This window comes from Anoxybacillus gonensis (assembly GCF_001187595.1).
GTDB classification, from domain to species: Bacteria; Bacillota; Bacilli; order Bacillales; family Anoxybacillaceae; genus Anoxybacillus; species Anoxybacillus gonensis.
The window spans coordinates 222,501-247,403 of sequence record NZ_CP012152.1; the positions used below are offsets into that span (position 1 = coordinate 222,501).

Here is a 24,903-nt window from a genome sequence, read left to right on the forward strand (position 1 = left end):
AGGGGTGCTCCCTCGGGTGAATAGCCCAGGGGAGCCGCAGTGAAAAGGCCCAAGCGACTGTTTATCAAAAACACAGGTCTCTGCGAAGCCGTAAGGCGAAGTATAGGGGCTGACACCTGCCCGGTGCTGGAAGGTTAAGGGGAGCGCTTAGCGCAAGCGAAGGTGCGAACCGAAGCCCCAGTAAACGGCGGCCGTAACTATAACGGTCCTAAGGTAGCGAAATTCCTTGTCGGGTAAGTTCCGACCCGCACGAAAGGTGTAACGACTTGGGCACTGTCTCAACGAGAGACCCGGTGAAATCATAGTACCTGTGAAGATGCAGGTTACCCGCGACAGGACGGAAAGACCCCGTGGAGCTTTACTGCAGCCTGATATTGAATGTTGGTGCGACATGTACAGCATAGGTGGGAGACTGAGAAGCCTGGACGCCAGTCTAGGTGGAGTCGCCGTTGGGATACCACCCTTGTCGTACTGAGATTCTAACCCGCACCCCTGATCGGGGTGGGAGACAGTGTCAGGTGGGCAGTTTGACTGGGGCGGTCGCCTCCCAAAGCGTAACGGAGGCGCCCAAAGGTTCCCTCAGAATGGTTGGAAATCATTCGTAGAGTGTAAAGGCAGAAGGGAGCTTGACTGCGAGACCTACAAGTCGAGCAGGGACGAAAGTCGGGCTTAGTGATCCGGTGGTTCCGAATGGAAGGGCCATCGCTCAACGGATAAAAGCTACCCCGGGGATAACAGGCTTATCTCCCCCAAGAGTCCACATCGACGGGGAGGTTTGGCACCTCGATGTCGGCTCATCGCATCCTGGGGCTGTAGTCGGTCCCAAGGGTTGGGCTGTTCGCCCATTAAAGCGGTACGCGAGCTGGGTTCAGAACGTCGTGAGACAGTTCGGTCCCTATCCGTCGCGGGCGTAGGAAATTTGAGAGGAGCTGTCCTTAGTACGAGAGGACCGGGATGGACGCACCGCTGGTGTACCAGTTGTCCCGCCAGGGGCACAGCTGGGTAGCTATGTGCGGAAGGGATAAGCGCTGAAAGCATCTAAGCGTGAAGCCCCCCTCAAGATGAGATTTCCCATCGCGTCAAGCGAGTAAGATCCCTTGAAGATGACAAGGTAGATAGGTCCGAGGTGGAAGCGTGGCGACACGTGCAGCTGACGGATACTAATCGATCGAGGACTTAACTAAACACACAAGAAAAGCGTAGGCGACTGTTCAGCCACGAAGAACGCGAAAGGCCTGCGAGGAGGCTGTTGCCGCCACAGCAGGACTGAAGCGATTCGAGGGGCTAGGAGCCGAAGCTAGACAACAAGAAAAGCGGAGAACGGTTCTTGACGTAGTCAAGAAAACATCCGACGGAGCCAAAAGCTTTTGACGAAGACGTGCGTGCACGTCGAACGGAAAAAGCGAAGGCGTAGGAGGGTGTTAGTTCGAAGCTAGACAATACAACCCCTGTTATCTAGTTTTGAAGGAATAATCCTTCACGCCTGACATGGCGTTATGAAAAAGCATGTTTGCTCGGTGACGATGGCGGAGAGGTCACACCCGTTCCCATCCCGAACACGGAAGTTAAGCTCTCCAGCGCCGATGGTAGTTGGCGGGACACCGCCTGCGAGAGTAGGACGTTGCCGGGCGGACATAGCAAGTTAGAGAGCATCTCTATTTTGTTCTCTAACTTTTTTTGTCCATGTATTTGCGTTTAACGCTTTTACAATCCTCTCCCCCATAGTGAAGAGCTAACCGATATTGGTTAGCTCATTTTTTATTTAATTTCCACTTTTCTTTTTATATGATCAGGAACGAGGCGATGAAGATGAATAAAAAGTAGCCCGTTCTCGTATACAGCATTGACTTTTTCTCCCACAGGGAAAGGAAGTTGCATGACTCGCTCAAACGGTCCTTGTGTAATTCCTTCTTCAATTAATTCAAACCCTTCAAAATGTAATTGAACGTTTGCTTTGATTTCTAACGTATTGTAATGAATATATACTTCTGCATCGTGTACATCCTGTAAACCTGGGATTGCAACGATGACGAGTAATTCATTTTCACGACGATACATATTGATGCCAGGTGTATGAGAAGAAAAAACGTTTGTTGAATTCCAAAAAGGATTAGAAAAAAACGCTTCCCATTGTTTCGTCCAGTCCATTATTTTTCCTCCTTTCTCTTTTTCTTTTTACTATACGATGCAATAAATAAAATGGTGATTTTTAAGCAAAAACCGAACATTAAATATTTTATTTTTAAAAATGTTCGATTTTGTGTTGACATGATTTAAAAATGACTGGTAAGATGAAAGTAAGTGAATACGTTATGGAACCCTCATATAATTTTGGGAATATGGCCCGAAAGTCTCTACCCAATAACCGTAAATTATTGGACTATGAGGGAAAGGATCTTATTGGCTTTTTTCACCCCATGGGCGAAATATGTCCAGAACGATGCTTTCCCTTATTATCGAGGGCATCGTTCTGGATTTTTTTCTGAATGATAAAAAGAGGTGAATATAGATGCAGCCACTTGTAGCTGTTATTATGGGCAGTCAGTCAGACTGGGAAACGATGCGTTATGCGTGCGATATATTAGAAGAGTTACGTGTTCCGTTCGAAAAAAAAGTTGTTTCAGCCCATCGTACGCCAGACTATATGTTTGCATATGCCGAATCAGCGGAAGAACGCGGAATAAAAGTGATCATTGCTGGAGCGGGCGGGGCTGCACATTTACCGGGAATGGTAGCAGCAAAAACAACAATTCCAGTTATTGGGGTACCGGTAAAATCTCAGGCGCTAAACGGTTTAGATTCTTTACTCTCCATTGTTCAAATGCCAGGCGGGGTACCAGTAGCGACAGTGGCGATTGGAAAAGCAGGTGCGATAAACGCAGCGTTGCTTGCTGTTTCGATTCTTGGAACGTATGAGCCAACGTATATGGAAGCATTGCGCAAGCGACGTGAGACGATTCGAAAACAAGTGATGGAAAGTAGTGATCAGCTTGAGTAAAACGATTGTTCCAGGGCAAACGATCGGGATTATTGGCGGAGGGCAACTTGGAAGAATGATGGCAATTGCGGCAAAAGAGATGGGATTTTTTGTGGCAGTACTCGATCCGACCCCACAATCTCCGTGTGCTCAAGTAGCCGACATTGAAATTGTCGCTTCGTATAGCGATGAAGAAGCGTTACATCAGTTAGCTGAAGTTAGTGATGTCGTTACGTATGAGTTTGAAAATATTGATGCCGATGCATTAAAGCGATTGGCAAAGAAGGGATATGTGCCGCAAGGAAGTGAGCTGCTTGCTGTTACACAACATCGTTGGAAAGAAAAACGGGCCGTTCAGTCTGTAGGCTTACCTGTTGCACCTTATCGACTTGTCATTACAAAAGAAGAATTAGAAGAAGCGATTCGAGAGATTGGGATTCCATCTGTGTTGAAAACGTGCCGAGGTGGGTATGATGGAAAAGGGCAAGTTGTCATTCGTTGTTTAGATGATATATACGCAGCAAGTTCGCTTTTAACTTATGGTGAGTGTGTATTGGAGGCGTGGGTGCCGTTTGTAAAAGAGTTATCCATTATCGTTGTCCGAAATGTTTCTGGTGAGGTGGCGCTATTTCCTGTTGTTGAAAACATTCATCGCGAAAACATTTTGCATGAAACAATTGCTCCTGCCCCAATCAGTCAGCCCATGATCGAACAAGCAGAAACATATGCGAAACAGTTAGCAGAAGCGTTCCAACTCGTTGGCACGTTAGCAATTGAAATGTTTTTGACAAAAGACGGACAATTATATGTTAACGAACTTGCCCCTAGACCGCACAACTCAGGTCATTATACAATAAACGGTTGTATCACATCGCAATTTCAACAACATATTCGTGCCGTATGCAATTGGCCGCTTGGCAGTACGAAATTGTTAAAACCTACAATTATGGTCAATATTTTAGGAGAACATGTTGACGATGTTATTCGAAACATCGATCAATTTCGTGATGCTCATGTTCATTTTTATGGAAAAAAAGAAGCGAAGCCGAAGCGAAAAATGGGGCATATCACGTGGTTAGTTGATGATGTGGATGAGATGCAACGAAAAATAGATAAATTTGCGATTTGGAAAGATCGGAGGATGAATGTATGATTGAACGTTACACAAGACCGGAAATGGGAGCGATTTGGACGGAAGAAAACCGTTTTCGTGCTTGGTTAGAAGTCGAAATTTTAGCGTGTGAAGCATGGGCCGAATTAGGTGTTATTCCGAAAGAAGATGTGGAAAAAATTCGTCAACATGCATCATTCAACATTGAACGTATTAAAGAAATTGAAGAAGAAACGCGCCATGATGTCGTTGCCTTTACACGTGCTGTATCAGAAACGTTAGGGGAAGAGCGAAAATGGGTACATTACGGCCTTACATCTACGGATGTCGTTGATACGGCATTATCGTATTTATTAAAACAAGCAAATGAAATTTTATTACGCGATTTAGAAAATTTTATTGCGGTGTTAAAAGAGAAGGCGATCGAACATAAATATACGGTTATGATGGGACGGACACATGGTGTACATGCTGAACCGACGACGTTCGGGTTGAAATTGGCGCTTTGGTATGCAGAAATGGAGCGAAATTTGGAACGTTTTAAGCAAGCGGCGGAAACTGTGCGTGTTGGAAAAATTTCTGGTGCCGTTGGCACGTATGCAAACATTGATCCGTTTGTTGAACAATACGTATGTGAAAAACTTGGCTTACAGCCTGCACCGATTTCAACGCAAACTTTGCAGCGTGATCGCCATGCGCACTATATGGCGACGCTCGCTTTAATTGCGACATCTATTGAAAAATTTGCAGTTGAAATTCGTGGATTACAAAAAAGTGAAACGCGTGAAGTGGAAGAGTTTTTTGCAAAGGGACAAAAAGGTTCATCAGCTATGCCGCATAAGCGCAATCCGATCGGTTCAGAAAACATGACAGGCATGGCGCGCGTCATTCGCGGCTATATGTTAACAGCTTATGAAAATGTACCGCTTTGGCATGAACGTGACATTTCACACTCGTCTGCGGAGCGTATTATTTTACCGGATGCAACGATCGCGCTAGACTACATGCTTCATCGTTTTACAAACATTGTGAAAAACTTGACGGTATTCCCTGAAAACATGAAGAAAAATATGGATCGTACCCTTGGACTTATTTATTCGCAACGCGTATTATTGGCGCTTATTGATACAGGGATGACGCGCGAGGAAGCATATGACCTTGTACAGCCGAAAGCGATGGAAGCGTGGGAAAAACAAGTGCCGTTCCGCTCGTTAATTGAAGCAGACGAAGTCATTACAAGTCGTTTAACAAAGGAACAAATCGCAGATTGTTTTGATTACAACTATCATTTAAAACATGTTGATACGATTTTTAGCCGACTTGGTTTGCAGTAGGTAAGGTGAATCGCCTTACCTATATATAAAAAATTGCTAATATTCTGTATAAACGGGGGAGAGAACATGGAAAAGCAACACCTTCTATATGAAGGAAAAGCGAAAAAAGTGTATGCAACAAATGAAAAAGGGATGTTATGGATTGAATATAAAGATGAAGCAACGGCATTTAATGGTGAGAAAAAGGCAACGATTGCTGGAAAAGGGAGATTAAATAACGAGATTACGAGTTTACTATTTTTCTTTTTGCATGAAGCGGGTGTAAACAATCATTTTATTCGTAAAATATCTGACACCGAACAGCTTGTGCGACAAGTGACGATTATTCCCCTCGAAGTTGTTGTCCGCAATATTGTCGCCGGTAGTCTAGCGAAACGAATCGGTCTTCAGGAAGGGACCGTCATCGAGAAGCCGATTGTAGAATTTTACTACAAAAATGACGACTTAGGCGATCCTCTATTAACAGAAGATCATATCGCTTTGTTGCAACTTGCTACCCCCGATGAGCTCGTGCACATGAAGCAAATGGCGTTTCGCGTGAACGACATTTTAACTTCTTTATTTCGCTCGTGTGACTTACAGCTTGTCGATTTCAAATTAGAGTTTGGAAAAGATGAAACGGGGGCGGTGTTGCTAGCGGATGAAATTTCCCCAGATACGTGTCGACTATGGGATGTACACACGAAAGAAAAATTTGATAAAGATGTATTTCGCCGCGATTTAGGCGACTTAACAGAAACATATACGAAACTTTTACAACGATTAGGAGGATTATCATGTATAAAGTAAAGGTGTATGTCACATTGCGTGAAAACGTATTAGATCCACAAGGCAATGCGGTAAAAGGAGCACTTCATACATTAAACTACCACGAAGTGCAAGACGTACGGATTGGAAAGTTTATGGAGCTATTGGTGGAAAAAAGCGACCGCGATATTGATTCAGTCGTAAAGGAAATGTGCGAAAAATTGTTAGCGAATACGGTTATTGAAGATTATCGCTATGACATTGAGGAGGTCGTCGTGCAGTGAAATTTGCGGTCGTTGTATTTCCAGGCTCGAATTGTGATGTTGACATGTATCATGCGGTTGCGGACGAATTAGGAGAAGACGTCGAATACGTTTGGCATGATGCACATTGTTTAGATGAGTTTGATGCCATTCTTTTGCCAGGTGGTTTTTCATATGGTGATTATTTACGATCTGGAGCCATTGCGCGCTTTTCTAATGTGATGAAAGCGATCAAAAAAGCAGCAGATGAAGGAAAACCGATTTTAGGTGTATGTAACGGATTTCAAATTTTACTCGAAGCGGGTCTTCTTCCAGGAGCGATGCGACGCAACGATACGTTAACATTTATTTGTCGTCCAGTCAAACTTCGCGTTGAAAATAACGAAACGATGTTTACATCACAATACGAACGCGGGGAAGTAATTACCATTCCGATTGCGCACGGGGAAGGAAACTATTATTGTGACGAACAAACGTTGCAACAGCTTATTGCCAACAATCAAATTGTTTTTCGATATGAAGGGGAAAATCCAAACGGCAGCTTACAAAACATTGCAGGGATTGTGAATGAAAAAGGAAATGTACTTGGGATGATGCCGCACCCTGAGCGTGCTGTTCATGAGCTGCTTGGCGGAGCTGATGGGTTAAAACTGTTTCAATCAATCGTGACATATTGGAGGGACGCACATGTCGTTACTACTTGAACCAAGTCCAACAATGATTAAAGAACAAAAATTGTATCGTGAAATGGGGTTAACGGACGAAGAATTTGCGATGGTTGAACGTATCCTTGGTCGTCTCCCTAACTATACGGAAACGGGCATTTTTTCTGTGATGTGGTCGGAACATTGTAGTTATAAAAATTCGAAGCCTGTATTAAAGAAGTTCCCAACGGAAGGAAAACATGTATTGCAAGGGCCAGGAGAAGGTGCAGGTATTGTAGATATTGGAGATGGATTAGCCGTTGCGTTTAAAATTGAGAGCCATAACCATCCGTCTGCGATCGAGCCGTATCAAGGGGCGGCGACGGGCGTTGGGGGCATTATTCGCGATGTGTTTTCGATGGGAGCGCGACCAATTGCGTTATTAAACTCGCTTCGCTTTGGCGAATTAACGTCACCGCGCGTGAAATATTTATTTGAACGCGTTGTCGCAGGTATTGCTGGGTACGGAAACTGCGTCGGCATTCCGACAGTCGGTGGTGAAGTACAATTTGATGCTGCATATGAAGGAAATCCACTTGTGAATGCGATGTGTGTTGGGCTTATTCGGCATGAAGATATTCAAAAAGGAATTGCTGCAGGCGTTGGAAATACGGTCATGTATGTCGGTGCTAAGACGGGGCGTGACGGCATTCATGGGGCAACATTTGCATCGGAAGAATTAACGGAACAATCCGAACAAAAGCGTCCAGCTGTTCAAGTGGGGGATCCGTTTATGGAGAAATTGCTCCTTGAAGCTTGTTTGGAAGTCATTCATTCTGATGCACTCGTTGGCATGCAAGATATGGGGGCTGCAGGTTTAACAAGTTCGTCAGCGGAAATGGCGAGCAAAGCTGGTTCTGGTATCGAACTCAACTTAGATCTCGTTCCACAGCGTGAAACAGGAATGACGCCGTATGAAATGATGCTATCTGAATCGCAAGAGCGTATGCTGCTCGTTGTGAAAAAAGGTCGCGAACAAGAAATAATGGATGTGTTCGCGAAATATGGACTAGAAGCGAAAGCGATTGGGCGCGTAACAGATGACCATATGTTGCGCTTGTATCACCGTGGAGAAGTCGTCGCAGAAATTCCAGTTGATGCACTAGCTAAAGATGCGCCTGTATATTATAAGCCATCGAAAGAACCGGTGTATTATCGCGAGTTTCAAACGATGGAATATGTGCCGACTATTCATAACTATGAAGAAACGTTGCTCGCGTTATTAGGTCAACCGACGATTGCAAGCAAACAATGGGTATATGAACAATACGACTACATGGTTCGAACAAACACAGTTGTTGCGCCGGGATCTGATGCGGCGGTTTTACGTATTCGCGGGACGAATAAAGCGTTGGCGATGACGACCGATTGCAATTCTCGCTACGTCTATTTAAATCCAGAAGTCGGTGGGAAAATTGCGATTGCGGAGGCAGCGCGCAACATTGTTTGTTCCGGAGCTCAGCCACTTGCTGTCACGGATTGCTTAAATTTCGGTAATCCAGAGAAACCAGAAATTTTTTGGCAGCTTGAAAGAGCAGTAGAGGGAATGAGCGAAGCGTGCCGTGTACTTGAAACGCCTGTGATTAGTGGAAATGTATCGCTTTATAATGAAACGAACGGCGAAGCGATTTATCCGACACCAATTGTCGGCATGGTTGGGGTCGTTGAACATATCAGTCATATTACGACACAAGCATTTAAACAACCTGGCGACTTGATTTATGTCATTGGGGAAGCTAAGCAAGAATTTGGTGGGAGCGAGCTACAAAAATGGCTAACAGGTCGTATTTTCGGTAAAGCTCCAACGATTGATTTACACGTTGAGGCGACAAGACAACGACAGCTTCTCACTGCTATTCGGGCAGGAGTTGTGGCCTCTGCGCACGATGTATCCGAAGGTGGTCTAGCGGTTGCGCTTGCGGAATGTTTAATCGATGCCCAAGGTTTAGGTGCACGTGTGACGATTAGTGGCGACGTCGTTTCTGAACTGTTTAGTGAAACGCAATCCCGCTTTGTTGTTTCTGTGAAAAAAGAGCATCAACAATCATTCGAACAACTCGTTCAAGCAATATGTATTGGGGAAGTGACAAATGACGGAACGCTTCATGTGACAAGTGGAGATACATGCATTGTTCACATTCCGGTAGAAACGATGCGAAATGTATGGAAAGGAGCTATTCCATGCTTGCTGAAATCAAAGGATTAAACGAAGAGTGTGGGATTTTCGGTATTTGGGGACACGAGGAAGCAGCGACGTTAACGTATTACGGGCTGCATAGTTTACAACATCGCGGACAAGAAGGCGCGGGCATTGTCGTTGGAGGAAACGGAACGCTCCAGTTTCATAAAGGACTTGGTTTAGTGACGGAAGTGTTTAGTCGCGGGGAATTAGAAAAACTAACGGGCATGGCTGCTATCGGCCACGTCCGTTACTCTACTGCGGGTGGGGGCGGATATGCGAATGTTCAGCCGCTTTTGTTTCGTTCGCAAGGTGGTAGTTTAGCGCTTGCGCATAACGGAAATTTAGTGAATGCCGATGAATTACGCTTTCGTTTAGAGCAACAAGGGAGCATTTTTCAAACGACGTCTGATACTGAAGTGCTTGCTCATTTAATTAAGCGCAGCGGCGAACCAATTTTAAAAGAACGAATTAAAGAAGCGTTGACGCATTTACGTGGCGCTTTTGCTTTTCTCATTTTGACGGAAACAGAAATGTATATCGCTTTGGATCCACATGGTTTTCGTCCTTTATCGCTTGGGCGCTTAGGTGAGGCGTATGTTGTGGCATCGGAAACGTGTGCGTTTGATGTCATTGGTGCCACATATGAGCGAGAAGTGGAGCCGGGAGAACTCATCATGATTAACAAACAAGGTATTCGTTCTGAGCGTTTTGCCCCGAGGGTGTCTCGCTCTATTTGTAGCATGGAATATATTTATTTCGCTCGTCCTGACAGCAACGTGGATGGCATTAACATTCATACAGCACGGAAAAATCTTGGGAAGCAGCTAGCATTTGAAGCACCTGTGGAAGCCGATGTTGTTACAGGTGTACCGGATTCGAGCATTTCGGTGGCGATTGGCTACGCGGAAGCGACAGGCATTCCTTACGAATTAGGGCTCATTAAAAATCGTTATGTTGGTCGGACGTTTATTCAACCGTCTCAAGCACTTCGTGAACAAGGGGTAAAAATGAAATTATCGCCTGTTCGTGGAGTTGTAGCCGGCAAACGAGTTGTGATGGTTGATGATTCGATTGTACGTGGAACGACGAGCAAGCGTATCGTACGTATGCTTCGAGAGGCAGGGGCGACGGAAGTACATGTGCGCATTAGCTCACCGCCAATTACGCATCCATGTTTTTATGGGATCGATACGTCAACAAAAGCTGAACTTATTGCTGCTAACCACACGATTGAAGAAATTCGTCAGCTTATTGAAGCTGATTCCCTCGCCTTTTTAAGTCAAGAAGGACTTTTGCAGGCGATTGGAAGATCAAACGATTCAAAGAACTGCGGACAATGTTTAGCTTGTTTCACTGGACAATATCCGACAAAGATTGGAGGGGAGCACGTTGGCGCATGCGTACAAACAAGCTGGAGTGAATATTGAAGCTGGGTATGAAGCAGTAGAACGAATGAAAAAACATGTCGCTAAAACTGCCCGAATCGGTGCATTTGGAAGTTTAGGTGGTTTTGGTGGAATGTTTGATCTGTCTTCGCTCGGGTATAGGCAACCTGTCCTTGTATCAGGAACGGACGGAGTTGGGACGAAGCTGATGCTTGCGTTCGCTTTCGATCGGCACGATACGATCGGAATAGACTGCGTAGCCATGTGTGTAAACGATATTGTCGTACAAGGGGCGGAGCCTCTTTTCTTTCTCGACTACATTGCTTGCGGAAAAGCGGTGCCAGAAAAAATCGAGCATATTGTAAAAGGAATTGCCGACGGCTGCGTCGAAGCAGGGTGTGCGCTTATTGGAGGAGAAACAGCAGAAATGCCGGGCATGTATGCTGAAGATGAATACGATGTAGCAGGGTTTACGGTTGGGGTGGTGGAAAAAGAAAAATTAGTTACAGGAGAAGCGATTGTTCCTGGCGATGTGTTGATCGGCTTAGCTTCGAGCGGTTTGCATAGCAACGGCTATTCGCTCGTGAGAAAAATTATAAAAGATGCGAATTTGCAATTGGATCACGTATATGAACCATTTGTTCGCCCGCTTGGCGAAGAACTATTAACCCCTACGCGCATTTACGTTCGAGCGGTGCGCGAAGCGTTAAAACAATTTCATATAAAAGGGATGGCACATATTACAGGTGGCGGTTTTATCGAAAACATTCCACGCATGTTACCGAGCGGATTGCAAGCTGAAGTTGATTACGGTTCATGGCCCGTTCCAGCAATTTTTAGCTTTTTACAACAACACGGACAGCTACAACGAATGGAGATGTTCAATATTTTTAATATGGGTATCGGTTTTGTGTTAGCTGTCGATAGCGACATCGTGCCAGATGTTGTGCAGTTGCTTGAATCGTGTGGAGAGAAAGCGTATATCATCGGTCGAATCAAAGAAGGAACGGGTGTATCGTTTGCTGGAGGAAAAGTGGAATGAAGCGAATAGCGATTTTTGCCTCAGGAAGCGGAACGAATTTTCAAGCGATTGTTGATGCAGTGAAAAAAGGAGAAGTGCAAGCGGAAGTTGCGCTTCTCGTATGTGACCGACCGCATGCAAAAGTAATTGAGCGAGCGATTCGTGAACACGTTCCGCTGTTTGTTTTTAACCCTAAACAATATGAAACGAAACAGCAGTTTGAACGTGAAATTTTAAAACAACTACAACAAAAAGAAGTTGAATGGATCGTTCTTGCGGGTTATATGCGACTGATCGGTTCAACGCTTTTGCAGGCGTATCCAAACAAAATTGTAAACATTCATCCGTCTCTTTTACCAGCGTTTCCGGGTAAAGATGCGATCGGTCAAGCGTATCGTTACGGTGTGAAAGTGACGGGGGTAACGGTGCATTATGTTGATGAAGGAATGGATACAGGACCGATCATTGCGCAACAAGCGCTATACATTTATGATGGGGAGCCATTAGAAAGTGTTGAACGTCGCATTCATGACATAGAACATACGTTGTATCCACAAGTCATTCAACAATTGTTGACGGAGAAAGGGAGTACAAATCATGAAAAAACGAGCGATCATTAGCGTATCAAATAAAAAAGGAATTGTTACGTTTGCTAAACAACTAGTTGAGTTAGGTGTTGAAATTATTTCAACGGGCGGAACGAAGCGCGTATTAGCAGAGCATGGCATTCCGGTCGTAAGCATTTCTGATGTGACAAACTTTCCAGAAATTTTAGACGGACGTGTGAAAACACTTCATCCAAACATTCACGGTGGACTGTTAGCTGTTCGAGATGATGAAACGCATAAAAAACAGTTGCAAGAGCATGCCATTACGCCAATTGACTTTGTTGTTGTCAATTTATATCCATTCCAAGAAACGATCGCCAAGCCAAACGTTCCGTTTATGGAAGCGATTGAAAATATCGATATTGGCGGTCCGACTATGCTGAGAGCGGCGGCGAAAAACCATGCTTATGTCACAGCTGTCGTCGATCCTACTGACTATGAGTTAGTCATTGAACAGCTCAAACAATATGGCGAAGTATTGCTTGAGACGAGACGGGCATTAGCTGCGAAAGTATTTCGCCATACAGCAGCATATGATGCGATGATTGCGCAATATTTGACAAACATTGTTGGAGAAACGTATCCGGAAACGATGACAATGACGTTTGTGAAAAAACAATCGTTACGATACGGTGAAAATCCGCATCAAACGGCTGCATTTTACGAAAAACCGCTCAGCTCACCGTTTTCTATTGCAGCAGCAAAGCAGTTGCACGGAAAAGAGTTGTCGTACAACAACATTAACGATGCCAACGCAGCGCTACAAATTGTTGCGGAATTTGCCGAACCGGCAGCGGTGGCGGTGAAGCATATGAATCCGTGTGGAGTGGGTGTCGGTGAAACGATCGCTGAAGCGTTTCAAAAAGCTTATGAGGCTGATGCGACGTCGATTTTTGGCGGCATTGTGGCGTTAAATCGTGAAGTTGATGAGCAAACGGCCGCGAAGTTAAACGACATTTTTTTAGAAATCATTATCGCCCCGTCATTTACAGAACAAGCGCTAGACATTTTAACGAGAAAGAAAAACATTCGTTTGTTAACTGTTGATTTCCAAGCAGAGCGGAAACAAGAGCCGTTTATCGTATCGGTGCGCGGCGGATTGCTCGTCCAAGACGAAGATACATATACAATTGATGATGCAACGCTGCAAGTCGTGACAGAAAGGAAGCCGACCGAAGAAGAATGGGCGAATTTAACGTTTGCTTGGCGTGTGGTGAAGCATGTTAAGTCGAATGCGATTGTACTAGCAAAAAACGGAATGACGATTGGTGTTGGCGCTGGACAAATGAATCGTGTAGGAGCGGCGAAAATTGCGATAGAACAAGCTGGTGAGCATGCGAAAGGCGCCGTCTTAGCCTCTGATGCTTTTTTCCCGATGAGCGATACCGTTGAGGTCGCTGCACAGGCGGGAGTGACTGCCATTATTCAGCCAGGCGGCTCGATTCGTGATGAAGATTCCATTCAAAAAGCAAATGAATATGGAATTGCAATGGTATTTACAGGCGTTCGGCATTTTAAACATTAAAGGGGGCAACGACAGATGAAAGTGCTCATTATCGGGCGTGGTGGTCGAGAACATGCGCTTGTATGGAAAGTGGCACAAAGCTCGCGTGTCACTCGTATATATGCAGCACCAGGAAACGATGGGATGAATTCGATTGCTACGCGCGTTCCAATTTCAGAAACCGATGTCGAAGCGCTCGTACAATGGGCGAAAAAAGAGGCAATCGATTTGACGATCGTTGGTCCAGAAGCACCGCTATTAGCTGGTATTGTCGATCGTTTTGAAAGGGAAGGATTGCGCATTTTTGGTCCGAAACAGCAAGCCGCATTAATCGAAGGAAGCAAAGCGTTTGCGAAAGAACTGATGAGAAAATACAACATCCCAACCGCAAATTATGCGACGTTTACAAATTACGATGAAGCTGTTCATTATGTGCGTGAACAAGGGGCGCCGATTGTCATTAAAGCGGATGGGCTTGCAGCAGGAAAAGGTGTAACGGTAGCAATGACGATCGACGAAGCGCTTCATGCTTTGCATGATATAATGGTCACAAAAAAGTTCGGTGAAGCTGGTGCACAAGTTGTTATTGAGCAATATTTACAAGGCGAAGAATTTTCACTTATGGCGTTTGTGCATAGAGAACGCGTTTATCCGATGGTTATTGCGCAAGATCATAAGCGTGCGTTTGATGGCGATGAAGGACCGAACACAGGGGGGATGGGCGCTTACTCTCCTGTTCCGCAAATAAGCAAACAAACTGTTCAGGAAGCGATTGAAACGATTGTGAAACCGACGGCTAAGGCGTTAATACAAGAAGGATGCGAATTTACAGGGTTTTTATATGCAGGATTAATCGCAACAAAAGAAGGACCGAAAGTGATTGAATTTAATGCCCGATTCGGCGACCCAGAAGCGCAAGTCATTTTGCCGCGATTACAAAACGATCTTGTTGAAGTGATCATTTCGCTTTTAGAAGATCAACCGATTACATTCCGTTGGAGCGATGAAGCAACGATTGGAGTTGTTTTAGCGGCTAAAGGATATCCTGAACAATATGAAAAAGGTGTTGTTATTCAGGGAATTGAACGAGTAACGAAAGCGCAAATTTTCCATGCTGGAACGAAGCGTATAAACGATGAGTGGGTAACAGATGGGGGACGAGTGCTCCTTGTTGTTGCGAGCGGAAAAACATTGAAAGAAGCACAGCGTCTTGTGTATGAACAAATACAATATATTGAATGCGATCAACTATTTTATCGGCGTGACATTGGGTATAAAGCTATCGGGCACGTCGCTTGCGAACATATACAAAACTAAGCGCAACGAGACTGCCGATTAAAAGAATAAGAATGAAGAACGTATCTGTTATATATTCAGCAATCATATTCGCTCTCTCCTTTTTTACCCCCTTGTAAGCATACAAGGGGGTTATTGTTACGAAGGGTTAACTGGCTCAATCGGAATCGCTTTTTCTTTCCCATTGTTGCTGTCACAATGGCATTGATATCGTTCAAATAACGCCATAACAGGACAAAAACGAACGATACCTTCCGCAATTTTCATCGCAGCGAGCATGATGACCCATATATATGATTCGCGCCAAGGTTTGCGAGAAAAATTTGCTGTTGCCCAAGCAAGCATCGTAAATCCGCATGTAATGCGAATCATCGCGTTAATGACACCGATGTTTTGTTTCATATTTTTCCTCCTTTTTGTTTGTGAAATTCGCTTTCATCCGTTAAAATGTGTATAGATGATGGTACGATTTAGGAGGAAAGCGATCATGATGGAAAAACGGTATCGATGGAAAAGTGAACAAATTCGTAAACACGTTGCAATTGTTGACGGAAAGCAAGCACCGACAAAAGTGTTAATGAACGCAACATATTTACATCCATACATACGTCAATGGGTACAAGGAAACGTTTGGATTTGCGATGATCGAATTGTGTACGTTGGGCCAAATAAACCGAAGCAATTAGATTCATGTGAAGTCATCGACTGCACGAATCAAGTGCTCGTTCCTGGCTATATTGAGCCTCATGCTCATCCGTTTCAGTTATATAATCCCCAAACGCTTGCTGAATATGCAGCGCAGTTCGGTACGACAACACTCATTAACGACAATTTATTTCTTTTTTTACAGTTGACAAAAAAGAAAGCGTTTTCTTTTTTGTCCGCTATGGAAAAACAACCAGTGACGATGTATTGGTGGTGCCGACTTGATCCGCAAACAGAAATGGAAGGAGAAGAACATCTTTTTTCATATAAAAACATGAAAGGATGGCTTGAAAACGATGCGGTGTTACAAGTGGGCGAATTGACTGGATGGCCAAAACTGTTAGAAGGGGACGATTTCGTTCTCCATTGGATGCAAGAAGCGAAAAAACTTGGTAAAAAAGTGGAAGGTCATTTTCCCGGTGCCTCAGATCGTACGTTGACGAAAATGAAGTTATTTGGGGCGGATGCTGATCATGAAGCGATGACTGGAAATGATGTGTATAAGCGATTAATGCACGGGTATACCGTATCATTGCGACATTCGTCCATCCGGCCGGATTTGCCGACATTGCTTAAAGAGATGAAACAACTTGGTATTCATCATTACGATCACTGTATGTTTACAACAGACGGATCGACGCCTGCCTTTTATGAAAACGGAATGATCGACGAAATGATTCGCATCGCATTGCAAGAAGGAGTACGTGACATTGATGCATACAGCATGGCCACATGGAACGTTGCTCGTTATTACAATATCGATCATTTACACGGAAGCATTACGCCAGGGCGCATTGCACATATTAACATTCTTGAACATGCTTTAAATCCGACACCGATTTCTGTTTTAGCGAGCGGACAGTGGGTCAAACGCGATGGCGTACCTGTCTCTGCTTTTTCAGCAATTGAATGGGACGTACATGGTCTTGCACCACTTTCTTTGTCTTGGGATTTGCAGATGGATGATTTGCAATTTTCGATGCCATTGGGGATGTACATGGAAAACTCAGTGATTATTAAGCCGTATTCTATTTCGATTGATACATCTGCTGATGAGTTATCAACAGATCATGATGAAAGCTTTTTAATGCTTATTGATCGCAACGGAAAATGGCGTGTGAACACCGTATTAAAAGGGTTTGCGACACATGTGCAAGCGCTTGTTAGCTCGTATTCAAATACAGGAGATATTATTTTAATCGGAAAAAGTAAACGTGATTTATTGCTTGCATTTGAGCGCATGAAACAAATGGGAGGCGGCATTGTTTTATGTGAACATGGAGAAGTCATTCACGACATTTCTCTTCCGTTAGGGGGATTAATGTCAGATAAGCCGATGAAAATGTTGATGGAAGAAGAAAAAACGCTTGGGAATTTGTTGCGAGCGCGTGGCTATACGTTTGCTGATCCGATTTACACGTTGCTCTTTTTATCGTCGACACATTTACCGTACATTCGCATTACACCAAAAGGAATTTACGATGTGATGCATAAAACAGTACTCTTTCCGACAATAATGCGTTAAAATATAAAAGGGAAGAAAACGAAAGGTTGGGTTCATGTTGCGGCGATTATTTTTTCTATTTATGATCATGACTTTATTTTTATTTGGCATCGGATGTCAACGTACAGAGTCAAACATAAAAGAAGAGGAGTCCTCACCGACACCGATTGAACAAGAAAATGACCAAGACACAAAGGAAACAGCGTGGACGTTTCCGTTAACAGGCATGCCAGCGAATGAAAAAACGATGCAACGAGCTGTGGCGGTGATGATTAATAACTATCCTGCCGCACGACCTCAATCGGGATTGCACAAAGCAGATATTGTATATGAAGTGCTTGCGGAAGGAGATATTACACGGCTGTTAGCCATTTATCAAAGCGAGCAACCTGATGTCATCGGCCCTGTTCGAAGCGCAAGAGACTACTTTATTCAACTAAGCAATGGCTTTCATGCTTTATATGTATGTCACGGATGGAGTCCAGAGGCACAGAAATTGTTAAAGTCTGGTGCGGCGGATTATGTAAATGGGCTGTTTTACGATGGCACGCTATTTTGGCGAGATCGCACACGAAAGGCACCACACAACTCATACATTTCCTTTGAAAATATTAAAAAAGGTGCCGAAAAAAACGGCTATGCGTTCGAAGAAGAAGTTAAACCGCTACCATTTTTCACAAACGATTTGACAAACGCTGTAAAAGCGACGAATATTGATGTGGTGTACTCTAAACGATCGTACGCTCACGTGCATTATGCGTACGACGGAACGAAATATGTTCGTTCGAGCGGTGGAAAGCCGACAGTTGACCGAGAAACGAATACACCGATTGCAGTAGAAAATGTGTTCGTGATTGAAGCGACGCATCAAATTATTGACGACTATGGTCGGAGAGATATTGACTTTACATCGGGTGGGAAAGGGTATTTATTTCAAGAAGGAACGATGCAGGAAGTGGAGTGGAAAAATATTGACGGACGCCTCCTCCCTTATAAAAATGGTGTTCCGCTCGGATTTACTCGAGGGAAAACGTGGATTCAAGTCGTTCCGAATCTCGAACAAGTACAATATGAATAGGGGGACGTATATGCAAATTAATAAATTGCGAGGCAGAGAGCTTGACCAATTATTTCGTGCCATTTTGTCATTGAAAGATTTAGAAGAATGTTATCGTTTTTTCGATGATTTATGTACGGTCAATGAAATACAAGCGCTTGCGCAACGTTTGGAAGTAGCTCGTATGTTGCGCGAAGGGTATACATATCATAAAATTGAAACAGAAACAGGGGCAAGCACAGCGACTATTTCGCGCGTAAAACGTTGCTTAAACTACGGGAATGATGCGTATGCGATGGCACTCGATCGCATTTATAATGAACAACAAGAGGAGGCTGGCTCACAATGAGTCAGCTTCTTTTTACGATTTTTTGTTATGATTTTTGTTATAATGAGATGAGGTGAAAAAACATGAATGAGATAACAACATGGCGCCATGTGTTTAAATTAGATCCGAATAAAGAAATAACAGATGAACAATTAGAACAAGTATGCGAATCAGGGACGGATGCGATCATTGTTGGTGGAACAGACGGTGTGACGCTTGAAAACGTCATCGATTTGCTTGCGCGCGTGCGCCGTTTTTCTGTTCCATGTGCACTAGAAGTATCGAACATCGAGGCGATTACACCTGGATTTGACTATTATTTCATTCCAATGGTGCTAAATAGCCGTGATCTTACTTGGTTAATTGATTTGCATCACGAAGCGGTCAAACAGTTTGGTGATTTAATTAATTGGGAAGAACTTTTTGTTGAAGGGTATTGTATTTTAAATGACGAATGTAAAGCGGCATCATTAACGAGTGCACGAACGAATATAACAGAAGAAGATGTCATTGCATATGCTCGAATGGCAGAACATATGTATCATTTTCCAATTTTTTATATGGAATATAGCGGACGGTACGGAGATGTGACGCTTGTACAAAAAGTGAAACGGACGCTAGAACGCACCCGTTTGTTTTATGGTGGTGGCATTCATACACCTGAACAAGCGAAAGAAATGGCGATGTGGGCTGATACGGTCGTTGTAGGAAATGCAATTTATACAAATTTACAAATGGCGTTACAAACAGTCGAAGCGGTAAAAGGAAAATCGATATAAATGGAGAATAAAAAAGAGAACATATGTTTTGGTGGTGAAAAAAATGAGTATGTCAGCACATATGCTGTTGGAAGGATTAAATGAAAAACAAAAAGAGGCAGTGAAAACAACGGAAGGGCCGCTTTTAATTATGGCGGGGGCAGGAAGTGGAAAGACGCGCGTGTTAACGCATCGCATCGCTTATTTAATGGCGGAAAAAGACGTTGCTCCTTGGAACATTTTAGCGATTACATTTACAAACAAGGCAGCACGCGAAATGAAAGAACGTGTAGAACGCATCGTTGGAAAACAGGCGGAAGATATATGGATTTCTACGTTTCACTCGATGTGCGTCCGCATTTTGCGACGCGACATTGATCGGATCGGCATTCACGCTAACTTTTCCATTTTGGATCCAACCGATCAATTGTCTGTGCTAAAACATATTGTAAAAGATCGCAATATTGATCCGAAAAAATATGATCCACGTGCGCTTTTAGGTGCGATTAGTAGCGCGAAAAACGAATTGATGACGCCGGAAAAATATGCCGATCAAGCTGCAAGCCCATATGAACAGCTTGTTGCGGATGTGTATAAAGAATATCAAAAGCGATTGTTGCGCAATCATGCTCTTGATTTTGATGATTTAATTATGACGACGATTCAACTATTTCAACGTGTTCCGGAAGTGTTGGAGTATTATCAACGAAAGTTTCAATACATTCATGTTGATGAATATCAAGATACGAACCGCTCACAATATTTGCTTGTGAACATGCTTGCCAAACGATTTCAAAACTTATGTGTAGTTGGCGATTCTGATCAATCCATTTATCGTTGGCGCGGTGCCGATATTAGCAACATTTTATCGTTTGAAAAAGACTATCCGAACGCCAAAGTCATTTTGCTTGAACAAAATTACCGTTCGACGAAACGTATTTTACAAGCTGCCAACGCGGTTATTGAGCATAATACACAACGAAAACCGAAAAAGCTTTGGACGGAAAATAGCGAAGGACATGCCCTTGTGTATTACGAGGCGATGACGGAAGTAGATGAAGCGCAATTTGTCGTTGGGAAAATTAAAGAATATGTTGATGCAGGAAAACGAGCGTATAAAGATTTTGCTGTTTTATATCGAACGAATGCGCAATCGCGCGTGCTTGAAGAAATGTTATTAAAGGCGAATATCCCATATAAAATTGTTGGCGGTTTAAAATTCTATGACCGAAAAGAAATTAAAGATGTGTTAGCTTATTTACGCTTAATTGCGAATCCGAATGATGACATTAGTTTTACACGCATTATTAACATTCCAAAGCGCGGCATTGGAGCATCGACAATTGATAAAATTGCAGCGTATGCTTCTAGTCAAGGGATATCGATGTTTGATGCGCTCGGTTCTATTGAAGAAATTGGAATTAGCGCTCGCATCGCTGCACCGCTCGTGCAGTTTCGCGAACAAATTCATCATTGGAGCCAAATGCAACATTATTTATCTGTCACAGAGCTTGTCGAAGATGTGCTCGATCGTTCCGGTTACCGCGATATGCTTCGCGAAGAAAAAACGTTAGAGGCACATAGTCGACTTGAAAACATTGACGAGTTTTTATCAGTTACTCAACATTTTGAACAAGTAAACGAAGATAAGTCGCTCGTTGCCTTCTTAACGGACTTAGCGCTTGTTGCAGATATCGATCAGCTTGATAATGATAATGAAGGACAAACAAATGATGCGGTTGTTTTAATGACACTTCATTCCGCAAAAGGATTAGAGTTTCCTGTCGTTTTTCTAGTCGGACTAGAAGAGGGGATCTTCCCGCATAACCGCTCATTAAACGATGAAGATGAAATGGAAGAGGAACGACGTTTAGCATATGTTGGCATTACGCGTGCGGAAGAAGAGCTCTTTTTAACGCGCGCGCATATGCGTACGTTATTTGGACAAACGCATGTTAACGCGCCATCTCGTTTTATCGATGAAATTCCTGAAGAGCTCATTGAATATGCGCATAAACGAGTGACAAAACAGCAAACATCCCAACGTTCATCTACCGTTTCGCAAGGAGGATGGCGCGTAGGCGATAAAGTGAGCCATAAAGTGTGGGGCATTGGAACAATCGTGCGCGTAAAAGAAAACGAGGGTGATCAAGAGATAGATGTTGCTTTTTCAAGCCCAATTGGCATTAAACGACTTTTGGCGAAATTTGCTCCGATTACGAAAGTGTAGAAAGGATGAAGAATGTGACACAACACGACGTTGAAAAGCAAATTGCTGAATTGCGCCAACAAATTGAGAAATATAACTATGAATATTACGTATTAGACAAACCTTCTATTTCTGATGCTGAATACGATGAATTAATGAGAAAATTGATGGAGTTAGAGGAGCAATATCCACAATATAAAACAACGGATTCTCCGTCGCAACGCGTTGGCGGAGCGCCGTTAGAGGGATTTGCCAAGGTGCTCCACCGCGTGCCGATGCTTAGTTTAAGCAACGCTTTTCATGAAGGAGATTTACGAGATTTTGACCGACGTGTACGCCAAGAAGTTGGTGACGTCCGTTACGTATGTGAATTAAAAATTGACGGTTTAGCCGTATCGCTCCGTTATGAAAATGGTTATTTCGTACAAGGAGCAACGCGCGGAGATGGGACGACAGGGGAAGATATTACGGAAAATTTAAAAACCATTCGCTCATTGCCGCTTCGATTGCGTAAACAAGTGACGATTGAAGTGCGTGGGGAAGCATATATGCCACGCCAATCATTTGAAAAGTTAAATGAAAAGCGCAAAATGAACGGAGAAGAATTGTTTGCTAATCCGCGCAATGCGGCAGCCGGATCGCTTCGTCAGCTTGATCCAAAAGTCGTCGCTTCCCGTCAGTTAGATATATTTGTATATCATGTCGTCAATGCAGAAGAGCTCGGATTCGTCTCCCATAGTGAGTCGCTTCATTATTTAGATGAGCTCGGATTTAAAACAAATCCGGCTCGGCAAGTATGCGAAACGATAGATGACGTATTGTCTTACATTGAACAGTGGCATGAACGACGCGCGTCATTGCCGTATGATATTGATGGAATCGTCATTAAAGTAGATGCGTTTGCGCAACAAAAGCAACTAGGAGCGACAGCGAAAAGTCCACGCTGGGCCATTGCTTATAAATTTCCGGCTGAAGAAGTTGTGACACAACTTGTTGATATTGAGCTAAGTGTCGGTCGAACAGGTGTGGTCACTCCGACAGCTATTTTACAGCCTGTGCGTGTGGCAGGCACGATTGTACAGCGTGCATCGCTGCATAATGAAGACTACATTCGTGAAAAAGATATTCGTCTTGGCGATTACGTCGTTATTAAAAAAGCGGGCGATATTATTCCAGAGGTTGTACGTTCATTGCCAGAGCGGCGAACAGGACAGGAGAAGCCTTTCGATATGCCGACGCATTGCCCAGCATGCGCAAGCGAACTCGTTCGTCTTGATGATGAAGTCGCGCTTCGCTGTGTCAATCCGCAATGTCCGGCACAAATTCGAGAGGGGCTTACTCATTTCGTTTCACGCCAAGCGATGAATATTGACGGATTAGGCGAAAAAGTGATCGCTCAACTATTTGAACACGGTCTCGTTCGTAGTGTGGCGGATTTGTATACGTTAACGAAAGACAAACTTGTCGCGTTAGAACGAATGGGAGAAAAATCAGCAACAAACTTACTGCAAGCGATTGAAACATCGAAACAAAATTCACTGGAGCGCTTATTGTTCGGGCTTGGTATTCGCCACGTTGGCGCAAAAGCGGCAAAAACGTTAGCGGAACATTTTGAAACGATGGAACGTCTTCAACAAGCGACGAAAGAAGAACTAACAGCCATTCATGAAATTGGTGAGAAAATGGCGGAATCGATTGTGACGTATTTTTCAAAAGAAGAAGTAAAGCAGTTGCTTGAACGCTTGCGGGCGTATGGTGTCAATATGACATATAAAGGTGCGAAACGGACAGCGGACATAAGCTCAACGTTTGCTGGGAAGACGTTTGTTTTAACAGGCACGTTACAATCGATGTCGCGGAGCGAAGCAAAAGAAAAAATTGAAGCACTAGGTGGAAAAGTGACAGGAAGTGTCAGTAAAAAAACAGACGTTGTCGTTGTAGGTGAAGATGCTGGATCAAAATTAGAAAAAGCGAAACAGCTTGGCATTACAATTTGGGATGAAGCGCGTTTTCTTCAAGAAATACAACAATAAAAGCAGGTGTGAACGATGAAAAGGCTGATGATATTGCTCACTTGTACGCTTCTTACTTTGTCAGCATGCGCGCCAAAATTTAATCAAGAAGAGCAAGTTGTGCAAGAAACAGATAATAAAAAACAAAAGGCGATTATTCCAAAGTACAACATTTCTAACTCGTATTATCGCACAATTTTACCGTTTCAACCCGGAGAGGCGCGGGGACTTGTCGTTGAAAATGTGAATACACGATTAGATATGGATGAATTTGAACTCGGTTTAATGCGCATTGCGCAAGAAAAGTTTTCTCCGTCACAATATTTATTTCAACAAGGACAATATTTAGATCGAAAAACGATTGAGTCGTGGCTTAAGCGAAAACAAGGAAATGGCGAAGGGTTGAATCCTGCGCTCGGAAATGAAGGGACAAATGAAGAAAAAAATAAAAAACATCCACTCTACATTTCACATATTTTAGAGCACAACTACTTAATAAAAACAGGGAACGATAAAGTGCAATTAGGTGGAGTCGTCATCGGGCTTGCGATGAATTCCGTCCATTACTATGAAACAGAAGAAGGGTATCCGCGCGAAGTAAAAATTTCAAAAAGCGATATGGAGAAGGAAGGGAAAAAAGCAGCAGAAGAAATCGTTTCTCGTTTACGTCAAATCGATGGATTAAGAGAAGTACCGATTGTTGTTGGTTTATTTGAACAACAACCGAAATCGTCCATTGTTCCAGGGCACTTTTTTGCGGTTGGTTATGTTGATAAAGGAAGTAACGCCATTCAAGATTGGGAAAAAATAAATGAAGAATATTACGTGTTTCCATCGGATGAAGCGGAAAAAAACCATCGCGATGATTTAGTCAAGTTTTTAAATTTGAAATCCGATATTGAAGAATTTTTTCCGAATTACACAGGGGTGATCGGTAGGGCATTTTACCGTGATGACCAACTACAACAATTGACAATCGACATTGTTATGCAGTTTTACGGAAAAACAGAAGTTATTGGATTTACGCAATACGTCACAGGTCTTCTCATGGAAAAAATGCCTGATTATATGCCGATTTCCGTTTACATTTCTTCGGTGCGCGGACCGGAAAGTATCATTATAAAAAGCCCAGACAAAAATGAACCGTTTGTTCACATCTACCAACCATAAAAAATTTGAATATGTATGCTCCATCCGT

At 43.5% G+C, this 24,903-nt stretch carries 22 protein-coding genes, 2 rRNA genes and 1 riboswitch (1 of these 25 cut by a window edge); of the genes, 21 read left to right on the top strand and 3 right to left on the bottom strand.

Going from position 1 to position 24,903, the window contains the following annotated elements; translation table 11 throughout:
* A 23S ribosomal RNA gene (locus AFK25_RS01265) occupies positions 1-1,184 on the top strand; it begins 1,742 nt to the left of the window's first position.
* A 329-nt stretch (positions 1,185-1,513) separates the two neighbouring features.
* A 5S ribosomal RNA gene (gene rrf, locus AFK25_RS01270) occupies positions 1,514-1,630 on the top strand.
* A gap of 128 nt (positions 1,631-1,758) precedes the next feature.
* Here the strand turns inward: rrf and AFK25_RS01275 are convergent.
* Positions 1,759-2,148 (bottom strand): Hsp20/alpha crystallin family protein, encoded by a 390-nt coding sequence (locus AFK25_RS01275; RefSeq protein WP_035063809.1) that lies wholly within the window; start codon positions 2,146-2,148, stop codon positions 1,759-1,761.
* Between the two features lie 153 nt (positions 2,149-2,301).
* A riboswitch (purine riboswitch) is annotated at positions 2,302-2,403 on the top strand.
* A 106-nt stretch (positions 2,404-2,509) separates the two neighbouring features.
* Between AFK25_RS01275 and purE the strand changes: the two genes are divergently transcribed.
* The 12 genes from purE (at position 2,510) to purD (ending at position 15,153) form a co-directional block, all read left to right on the top strand.
* Positions 2,510-2,998 (top strand): 5-(carboxyamino)imidazole ribonucleotide mutase, encoded by a 489-nt coding sequence (purE, locus tag AFK25_RS01280; protein WP_009360743.1) that lies wholly within the window; start codon positions 2,510-2,512, stop codon positions 2,996-2,998.
* Positions 2,982-4,130 carry a 5-(carboxyamino)imidazole ribonucleotide synthase gene (purK, locus tag AFK25_RS01285; protein WP_035063806.1) on the top strand — a complete coding sequence of 383 codons (1,149 nt, stop codon included), beginning with the start codon at positions 2,982-2,984 and terminating at the stop codon, positions 4,128-4,130. Before purE ends, purK begins: the two co-directional genes overlap by 17 nt.
* The gene (gene purB, locus AFK25_RS01290; protein ID WP_009360741.1) at positions 4,127-5,422 is read left to right on the top strand and encodes an adenylosuccinate lyase; all 1,296 of its coding nucleotides are present in this window, start codon (positions 4,127-4,129) and stop codon (positions 5,420-5,422) included. Before purK ends, purB begins: the two co-directional genes overlap by 4 nt.
* A gap of 66 nt (positions 5,423-5,488) precedes the next feature.
* A complete protein-coding gene (gene purC / locus AFK25_RS01295; RefSeq protein ID WP_009360740.1) occupies positions 5,489-6,211 on the top strand; it encodes a phosphoribosylaminoimidazolesuccinocarboxamide synthase in 723 nt (240 codons plus the stop codon).
* Positions 6,199-6,453 (top strand): phosphoribosylformylglycinamidine synthase subunit PurS, encoded by a 255-nt coding sequence (purS, locus tag AFK25_RS01300; RefSeq protein WP_009360739.1) that lies wholly within the window; start codon positions 6,199-6,201, stop codon positions 6,451-6,453. The genes purC and purS overlap by 13 nt, the downstream gene beginning before the upstream one ends.
* The gene (purQ, locus tag AFK25_RS01305; protein ID WP_009360738.1) at positions 6,450-7,136 is read left to right on the top strand and encodes a phosphoribosylformylglycinamidine synthase subunit PurQ; all 687 of its coding nucleotides are present in this window, start codon (positions 6,450-6,452) and stop codon (positions 7,134-7,136) included. Before purS ends, purQ begins: the two co-directional genes overlap by 4 nt.
* A complete protein-coding gene (purL, locus tag AFK25_RS01310) occupies positions 7,120-9,342 on the top strand; it encodes a phosphoribosylformylglycinamidine synthase subunit PurL (RefSeq protein WP_019418101.1) in 2,223 nt (740 codons plus the stop codon). The genes purQ and purL overlap by 17 nt, the downstream gene beginning before the upstream one ends.
* Positions 9,318-10,745, top strand: a complete 1,428-nt coding sequence (gene purF / locus AFK25_RS01315; protein WP_035063804.1) for an amidophosphoribosyltransferase — start codon at positions 9,318-9,320, stop codon at positions 10,743-10,745. Before purL ends, purF begins: the two co-directional genes overlap by 25 nt.
* Positions 10,708-11,745: a phosphoribosylformylglycinamidine cyclo-ligase gene (gene purM, locus AFK25_RS01320; protein WP_009360735.1), complete on the top strand. Its 1,038-nt coding sequence runs from the start codon at positions 10,708-10,710 to the stop codon at positions 11,743-11,745. The genes purF and purM overlap by 38 nt, the downstream gene beginning before the upstream one ends.
* On the top strand, positions 11,742-12,344 hold the full coding sequence (purN, locus tag AFK25_RS01325; RefSeq protein ID WP_009360734.1) for a phosphoribosylglycinamide formyltransferase: 603 nt from the start codon (positions 11,742-11,744) through the stop codon (positions 12,342-12,344). The genes purM and purN overlap by 4 nt, the downstream gene beginning before the upstream one ends.
* Positions 12,322-13,857 carry a bifunctional phosphoribosylaminoimidazolecarboxamide formyltransferase/IMP cyclohydrolase gene (gene purH, locus AFK25_RS01330; RefSeq protein WP_035063801.1) on the top strand — a complete coding sequence of 512 codons (1,536 nt, stop codon included), beginning with the start codon at positions 12,322-12,324 and terminating at the stop codon, positions 13,855-13,857. Before purN ends, purH begins: the two co-directional genes overlap by 23 nt.
* Before the next feature lie 15 nt (positions 13,858-13,872).
* On the top strand, positions 13,873-15,153 hold the full coding sequence (purD, locus tag AFK25_RS01335; protein ID WP_035063797.1) for a phosphoribosylamine--glycine ligase: 1,281 nt from the start codon (positions 13,873-13,875) through the stop codon (positions 15,151-15,153).
* On the opposite strand, the gene AFK25_RS15325 is transcribed toward purD, so the two are convergent.
* Together AFK25_RS15325 and AFK25_RS01340 are read right to left on the bottom strand one after the other, a co-directional pair.
* Positions 15,116-15,220, bottom strand: a complete 105-nt coding sequence (locus AFK25_RS15325; protein WP_009360731.1) for an EYxxD motif small membrane protein — start codon at positions 15,218-15,220, stop codon at positions 15,116-15,118. The genes purD and AFK25_RS15325 overlap by 38 nt on opposite strands.
* Before the next feature lie 50 nt (positions 15,221-15,270).
* Positions 15,271-15,534, bottom strand: a complete 264-nt coding sequence (locus tag AFK25_RS01340) for a YgaP family membrane protein (RefSeq protein ID WP_009360730.1) — start codon at positions 15,532-15,534, stop codon at positions 15,271-15,273.
* Positions 15,535-15,619: 85 nt separating this feature from the next.
* On the opposite strand from AFK25_RS01340, the gene AFK25_RS01345 reads away from it, so the two are divergent.
* From AFK25_RS01345 to AFK25_RS01375, 7 genes are all read left to right on the top strand, one after another.
* A complete protein-coding gene (locus AFK25_RS01345; RefSeq protein ID WP_035063795.1) occupies positions 15,620-17,362 on the top strand; it encodes an adenine deaminase C-terminal domain-containing protein in 1,743 nt (580 codons plus the stop codon).
* A gap of 34 nt (positions 17,363-17,396) precedes the next feature.
* Positions 17,397-18,419, top strand: a complete 1,023-nt coding sequence (locus AFK25_RS01350; RefSeq protein WP_035063793.1) for a DUF3048 domain-containing protein — start codon at positions 17,397-17,399, stop codon at positions 18,417-18,419.
* A gap of 10 nt (positions 18,420-18,429) precedes the next feature.
* The gene (locus tag AFK25_RS01355) at positions 18,430-18,747 is read left to right on the top strand and encodes a YerC/YecD family TrpR-related protein (RefSeq protein WP_006323616.1); all 318 of its coding nucleotides are present in this window, start codon (positions 18,430-18,432) and stop codon (positions 18,745-18,747) included.
* 62 nt (positions 18,748-18,809) lie between these two features.
* The gene (gene pcrB / locus AFK25_RS01360) at positions 18,810-19,505 is read left to right on the top strand and encodes a heptaprenylglyceryl phosphate synthase (protein ID WP_009360727.1); all 696 of its coding nucleotides are present in this window, start codon (positions 18,810-18,812) and stop codon (positions 19,503-19,505) included.
* Positions 19,506-19,548: 43 nt separating this feature from the next.
* Positions 19,549-21,714 carry a DNA helicase PcrA gene (gene pcrA, locus AFK25_RS01365; protein WP_035063814.1) on the top strand — a complete coding sequence of 722 codons (2,166 nt, stop codon included), beginning with the start codon at positions 19,549-19,551 and terminating at the stop codon, positions 21,712-21,714.
* Between the two features lie 5 nt (positions 21,715-21,719).
* Complete coding sequence (gene ligA, locus AFK25_RS01370) at positions 21,720-23,726, top strand: NAD-dependent DNA ligase LigA (protein WP_026011763.1); 2,007 nt, start codon at positions 21,720-21,722, stop codon at positions 23,724-23,726.
* A gap of 15 nt (positions 23,727-23,741) precedes the next feature.
* Positions 23,742-24,875 carry a CamS family sex pheromone protein gene (locus AFK25_RS01375; RefSeq protein ID WP_009360724.1) on the top strand — a complete coding sequence of 378 codons (1,134 nt, stop codon included), beginning with the start codon at positions 23,742-23,744 and terminating at the stop codon, positions 24,873-24,875.
* Positions 24,876-24,903 lie beyond the last annotated feature (28 nt).